This window comes from Sphingomonas pruni NBRC 15498, from assembly GCF_001598455.1.
In the GTDB taxonomy this organism is placed as follows: Bacteria; Pseudomonadota; Alphaproteobacteria; order Sphingomonadales; family Sphingomonadaceae; genus Sphingomonas; species Sphingomonas pruni.
Genome location: NZ_BCYZ01000118.1, coordinates 1 through 5,616 on the forward strand (window position 1 = coordinate 1; position 5,616 = coordinate 5,616).

The 5,616-nt window shown below is 65.5% G+C and carries 5 protein-coding genes; all 5 read right to left on the minus strand.

What is annotated here, in order from left to right; all coding sequences use genetic code 11:
• Positions 1–127: 127 nt before the first annotated feature.
• The 5 genes from SPR01S_RS20310 to SPR01S_RS20330 are packed head-to-tail and all read right to left on the minus strand — an operon-like array spanning position 128 to position 5,526.
• Positions 128–1,228: a PepSY-associated TM helix domain-containing protein gene (locus tag SPR01S_RS20310; protein WP_066593464.1), complete on the minus strand. Its 1,101-nt coding sequence runs from the start codon at positions 1,226–1,228 to the stop codon at positions 128–130.
• A 7-nt stretch (positions 1,229–1,235) separates the two neighbouring features.
• Complete coding sequence (locus tag SPR01S_RS20315; protein ID WP_066593466.1) at positions 1,236–1,919, minus strand: Fe2+-dependent dioxygenase; 684 nt, start codon at positions 1,917–1,919, stop codon at positions 1,236–1,238.
• Entirely contained in the window at positions 1,913–2,641 is a 729-nt protein-coding gene (locus SPR01S_RS20320) for a tetratricopeptide repeat protein (RefSeq protein WP_066593474.1), read from the minus strand. Before SPR01S_RS20320 ends, SPR01S_RS20315 begins: the two co-directional genes overlap by 7 nt.
• Positions 2,641–5,202, minus strand: coding sequence for a TonB-dependent receptor (locus tag SPR01S_RS20325; protein ID WP_245662144.1), 2,562 nt, complete (start codon positions 5,200–5,202; stop codon positions 2,641–2,643). The genes SPR01S_RS20320 and SPR01S_RS20325 overlap by 1 nt, the downstream gene beginning before the upstream one ends.
• A gap of 51 nt (positions 5,203–5,253) precedes the next feature.
• Complete coding sequence (locus tag SPR01S_RS20330; RefSeq protein ID WP_066593478.1) at positions 5,254–5,526, minus strand: ribbon-helix-helix domain-containing protein; 273 nt, start codon at positions 5,524–5,526, stop codon at positions 5,254–5,256.
• Between the last annotated feature and the right edge of the window lie 90 nt (positions 5,527–5,616).

Sequence of the window (5,616 nt, forward strand, 5' to 3'; positions counted from 1 at the left end):
TTCGCCCAGCGAATGGTGGAGGGGGCCCGCGACTCATTAGCCGCAAGCTGCGCAGTGAGCGGATCGTGGGGCCCCTCCACCACGCGGCTGACGCCGCGCGGTCCCCCTCCCCGTTCCGGGGAGGAGTTCAAGCCACTTTCGCCCGCTGCCGCGCCTTCAGCTCGGCCTTCCAACCCCGCGCGCGCCACCACATGATGACGCCGGTCACCGCCAGGATCGCCGGCAGCAGGCCGCCCAGGAAAATCACCACCTGCCACAGCCAGCCCATCCGCGTGCCGTCATGGATGCGGCGCATCAGACGTGCGGTGTCTTCTTTGGGTGCCGGCATGGCCTTGGCAACGCCGGTCGCATCGTCGACCTTGACCTGACGCGCCGCGCCCTCGCCGATCGTGAAAGTCCATTCGGGCTTGAGGTCGGTCGGCCAGGCGATCATCGCGATCTCGCCAGGTAGCGCCTTCCGCGCACCGGCCATCGCACCATCGAGGCTGGTCTTCGGCGCTTCCAGCGGTTTCGCCCGCGCCAGCGCGGCGCGGTCGGGCCCCTTTTGCGGCTGCGCGCCCGACATCGCGCCGAAGACTTGCGGAAAGCTGATCCACGCGCCGGTCAGCGACAGCACAAACAACGGCAGGGCGATCCAGAAGCCGAACAGATGGTGCAGATTGGTGTCGAGATTGCGGTGCCGCCGCCAGCGCAGGCCCCTCACCCATTTGCCGACCGTGGGCCACCACAGCCAGATGCCGGTGAAGCAGGAAAACAGCATCGCGACGCCCAGCCAGCCGACGATCGAGCGGCCCCAAACCGGGATCATCATGCTGCCGTGGATCATGTGCATCGCCCGGATCAGCCCCGAATTGCTGCTCGCACGATCGAGCACCCGCGCGGTCGGCGGATCGAGCCACACATTGGTCCGCACCGGCGGCCCTGCTTGCGGCCTGGCGCTGCCCGGTATGGCCGCGACAACGACCGGACCATCGCTTTTGGGTAAAGTGACCGATTGGATACGATCGTCCGGCTTCAGCACCGCCCGCGCGGCCTGGACGTAGAGTTGCGGATCGATCGTCCGCTCGCCGCTGACCGCATAGCGCTGCGGATTGAGGCCATGGTCGAGCGCCTCGTCCCACACCAAAGCGGCGCCGGTCACGCAGAGCGGAATGATTAGGATCGCCAGGACCAATCCGATCCATTTGTGCACCTGGAACCAGAAATTGCGCAGCCCGATCTTGGTCATCGTCGTCCTATGCCTCAGCCCAGCGGCGGAGCAGATTGTGATAAGTGCCGGTCAGCCGCACGACCGCCGGATCGCCCTGGCCGAGCCGCGCGGCGACGTCCTGCACCGACTGGTCGAGCTCGAACAGGATGCGACGCGCACCGTCGTCGCGGATCATCGATTGTATCCAGAAGAAGGACGCGACACGCGAGCCGCGCGTGACCGGTTCGACCCGATGCACGCTCGACGCGGGATAGAGCACCATATGTCCGGCCGGCAGTTTGACCCGTTGTTCGCCGAACTGATCCTCGATCACCAGTTCGCCGCCGTCATAGCTGTCGGGATCGGACAGGAAGAGCGTCGCCGACAAGTCGCTGCGGATGCGGAAGTCGCTGCCGCGCCGGATGCGGACCGCACTGTCGACATGCGCGCCGAACGTATCGCCGCCGGCATAGCGGTTGAACAGCGGCGGATAGACTTTGAGCGGCAGGGCGGCGGCGACGAACACGGCCGCGCTCGACAAGGCGTCGAGCACCATCGTCCCCGCCTCACGCGCCGCCGCCGATTCCTCGGGCAATTGCGCGTTCTTCTTGGCGAGCGCCGATTGGTGGCCGGAGGTCGCGTTGCCGTCGATCCACCCGGCCGCGTCGATGATCGCGCGCATCCTGGCGACGCCCGCTGCGTCGAGCACATCGGGAATTGCGATCAGCATCGGCCCGCCCCGCGCTCGATCGCGGCGCGGCCGCGCGCGCGAAAGGCGGCCACCGGCGAAGCGTCTAGAAACGCGGCGGCCTTGGCGACGAAGGCCGGCGTCGCCCGCTCTCCCGCGCGTTCAATCCAGCGAAGCGCTTCCTCGCCGCGCCCCTTGGCACCCAGCATGCGGGCGTGGTTGAACATGCCGCGGAAATCGCCACCCTCGGCCGCGCGTTCGTAGAGCCGTGCCGCCTTGGTCAGGTTGCGCGCAACCACCCAGCCGTCCTCATGAAAGCTGCCGACGAAGTTGATCGCCTTGGCATTCCCCAGTTTCGCCGCCTTCTGGAACCAGGCGAGCGCCGCCGCCTTGTCCTCGGCGACGCCGTGCCCGAGCGCGAGCAACGTCGCGTAATTGTACATCGCCCAGTCGAGTCCGCGTTCGGCGGCGACGCGATAGCAGTCCGCCGCGCGTGCCTTGTCGATCGCGACGCCCCAGCCGAGATCATAACAACGCCCGACCATGTTGAGCGCCATCAAATGACCCTGCGCAGCAGCACGGTTGAACCAGGCGAAGCCGGCGGCTTCGTCTTTGGTCACGCCATTTCCGTCGAGCAGCACCTGGCCGTAGAGCGCCCGCGCCTCTGCCTCTCCGTTTTCGGCGCGTTGGCACAGGAACGCCGCGCGCTCCACCGGGTCGTCGAGCAAGCGCGCCGCGTCGACGACGGACGGTTCTGCCGTCATCAGAACTTGAACTCCACCGATCCGAACACCGTCCGCCCGGTAGCGATCGACGCGTAATGGCTGGTATAGACCTGGTTGAAATAGACCTTGTCGGTCAGGTTCTGCGCGTTGACGCTGAGTTGGATGTTCCTGGTCAGCTTGTACGAGGCGCGCGCGTCGAACCGCCAATAAGACGGGATCATACGATAGAGAACCTTGGTCGCCGGCGTCACGGTGACCACCCCCGCGCTGGTCTGCGTCGCCGCGCGGTTGTCGGCGTAGCCGCCGAATTGCCGGTCCATGTAAAGCGCCCCGCCACTGACCGAAAAGCGCTTGGTGACGTCGACCGTGGTCCAGGCGGTCAGCGAATGCTTGGCGGTTTGCGGTACCTGCTTGCCGTTGTTGACCGACGGGACGAGCACATTGGTCGCCTTGGCCCCGCCAACCGCCGCCACCGCCAGCGAGGTGAACCCGCCGTCGATGATCTTGGGGTCGAGCCAGGTATAACCGCCGAACACCGTCCAGCCGGGCAGGATCGTGCCATTTACAGTCAATTCCAGCCCGCGAATGTGCGTCTTGCCCAGGAACGACGGCAGGCCGTCGTCGCCCGTCACGCGCGCATTGGCGATATCGGTCTGGAAGATCGCGAGGCCCAATCCCAGCCGTTCGTTGAACAGGCTGGCCTTGGCGCCGACCTCATAGGACTTGGTCTTCTGTACCTTGAGCGCATCGAGGATGGCGAGATTCGATCCGCTGGTCGAGGTCGGCAGCGCATTGTCCTCGCGCCCTTCGCCGAGCAACGTGTTGGGCGGCGTCGCGGCGGTCGCGTAGCTCGCATAGAGGCTGGTCTCGGGAGTCGGTTTGAACACCAGGCCCGCCTGCCAATTGAACAATTCATCGGTGCGGCCGAGCCGGAACGACTGGGTCGCGGCATAGGTCTGGCCGGGCGTGGTCACCGACTTGAAGCGGTCGAACCGTGCGCCGAGGTTCAGGATCAGCTGCGGCGTCAGCGTGATCGAGTCGAAGCCATAGACGCTCACCGTATTGGCGTCGTTCTGCGTCTCTTCGAGCGGCAAGGACTTCACGATCGGCGATGGCGTGGTCGACGTGTCGCTCGCGTAATTTACCCAGGGATCATAGGGATTCGGGTTGAACAGGCTGGTGCAATAGTAACGCGACACCGTCGTCGTGTTGCAGCGCGGGCTGATCGTTGAGCCCGTCGACAGCGTTTCGACGCTGGAGGAGTTGAGGAAGCCGCGCGTCACAAAGGTGCCGCGCCGCGCCTTTTCCCACGAAAATTCCGCGCCCACCGCGATGCTGTGCTTGATGCCGCCGGTATCGAATGTGCCGTACAGATCGATCTGATCGGTCAGCGCGTCCGAATAGCTGTAGCGCGTATTGGCGCGGCGCCAGACATAGCCGCCGCTGACCAGGTCGCCGCGCGCGCCCGCCGCCCCCGTCGTCGGATTGGCCGGCGCCGTGCCGTAGACGTTACCGGTGCTGTCGTCGGGCAGCAGGAAGATATAAGCCTGGGTTGAATGCGACCAGCGCGCGGTATTGCGGATGGTGAGCGTCGGCGACAGATCGTGTTCGACGCGGATCGTCGCTTGATCGGTGGTCGCGTCGCGGAAGTCGCGGTCGACCAGTCCGTAGTAAGTGCTGCGATCGACATAGCCGGTCTGGCCGCCGGCGGTGGTGATCCGGCCGAGCGCCGGTTGGGTGTAGATGTTGCCCGTGCCCGGCGCGTTGGCGATCGTGTAGAGGTAGGGAATGCCGCTGTCAGGCAGCTCGTGGCTTTCCAGCCGGTAATAGCTCGCGGTCAATCGCGTCGCCGTGTCGAGGCCGATCGTCAGCGATGGCGCGAAGCCCCATCGCCTCGCCCGGATCGCGTCGCGGCCGGCGAAATCCTGGTCGTGCCAGAGTCCCTGAACGCGGAAAGCGACGGTGGGTGTGATCGCGACGTTCAGGTCGGCGGTGACGCGCTTGTAGTCGGCCTCACCATAGCTCGCCGTGACGCTGCCGAACGTGCCGGCTTTGGGCAATTTGGAGATGATGTTGATCGTGCCGCCCGCCGATCCGCGCCCGCCAAGCGTCGAATCCGAGCCGCGCACGATCTGGACCGAGTCGATCGCGAAGGTCTCGCGCGTTTGCGACGACAGATCGCGCACGCCGTCGACATAGATCGACCCCTGGCTGTCGAAGCCGCGAATGAACGGCCGATCGCCGATCGGATTGCCGCCCTCGGCCGCGCCGAAGGTGATGCCGGGCACGGTGCGCAGCGCATCCTGGAGTGACGCCGATCCCGTTTCCTCAATCACCTTGCTCGGAATGACGACGATCGATTTAGGCGTGTCGACTACGCGCGCCACGTCCTTGGGACCGTTGGGTTCCGCCTCCGCTTTGATCAGCTGGCCATTGATGATGATGTCGTGGCGGCGATCCTGATCGTCGCCATCGTCATTGGCCAGCGTCGGATCGGGCCCGCCGGCGGCGAACGCCGAATGCGACGCGAAGGCGCCGACGCACGACAAGGCAAGGAAAGCTGGCTGCGCGACACGGCGCGCGGAGTTGTTGCGAGTCACTCTTATCTCCCTTGAGAGACCCGCTATTGAGAGTCGTTCGCAGAGTCAACGCTATTGAGAAATATTCTCAATACTCTTGTGATTGGCCTCACTAAATGCCCAGGTCCGCAACGCGCTGGCGAGGTTGGGCGGGTCATCGGAAAGGATGCGCAACGCGTCGATCTCGGCGACAAGGGCGGAGAGTGGCAAGGTACGGACCTCCGCCGCCTCTTCAAGTGCTCGCCAGAATATGGGTTCGAGGGTGATCGAGGTCTCGTGCCCTGCGATGGTGATCGAGCGTTTTACCGGGCCTGCGAAGCCGCCGGGGGGTGGGTCGATATTCAAGAAAGCCCCTCCCCTTCAGGGGAGGGGTCGGGGTGGGGGATGTCTCGCAAAGCGTATCGTCCGTGACTGGCCCCCCCCCCCCCCCCCCCC

Coding starts and splice junctions, on each gene's coding strand:
- SPR01S_RS20310 (WP_066593464.1), bottom strand. CDS start 1,228: ATGACCAAGATCGGGCTGCGCAATTTCTGGTTCCAGGTGCACAAATGG.
- SPR01S_RS20315 (WP_066593466.1), bottom strand. CDS start 1,919: ATGCTGATCGCAATTCCCGATGTGCTCGACGCAGCGGGCGTCGCCAGG.
- SPR01S_RS20320 (WP_066593474.1), bottom strand. CDS start 2,641: ATGACGGCAGAACCGTCCGTCGTCGACGCGGCGCGCTTGCTCGACGAC.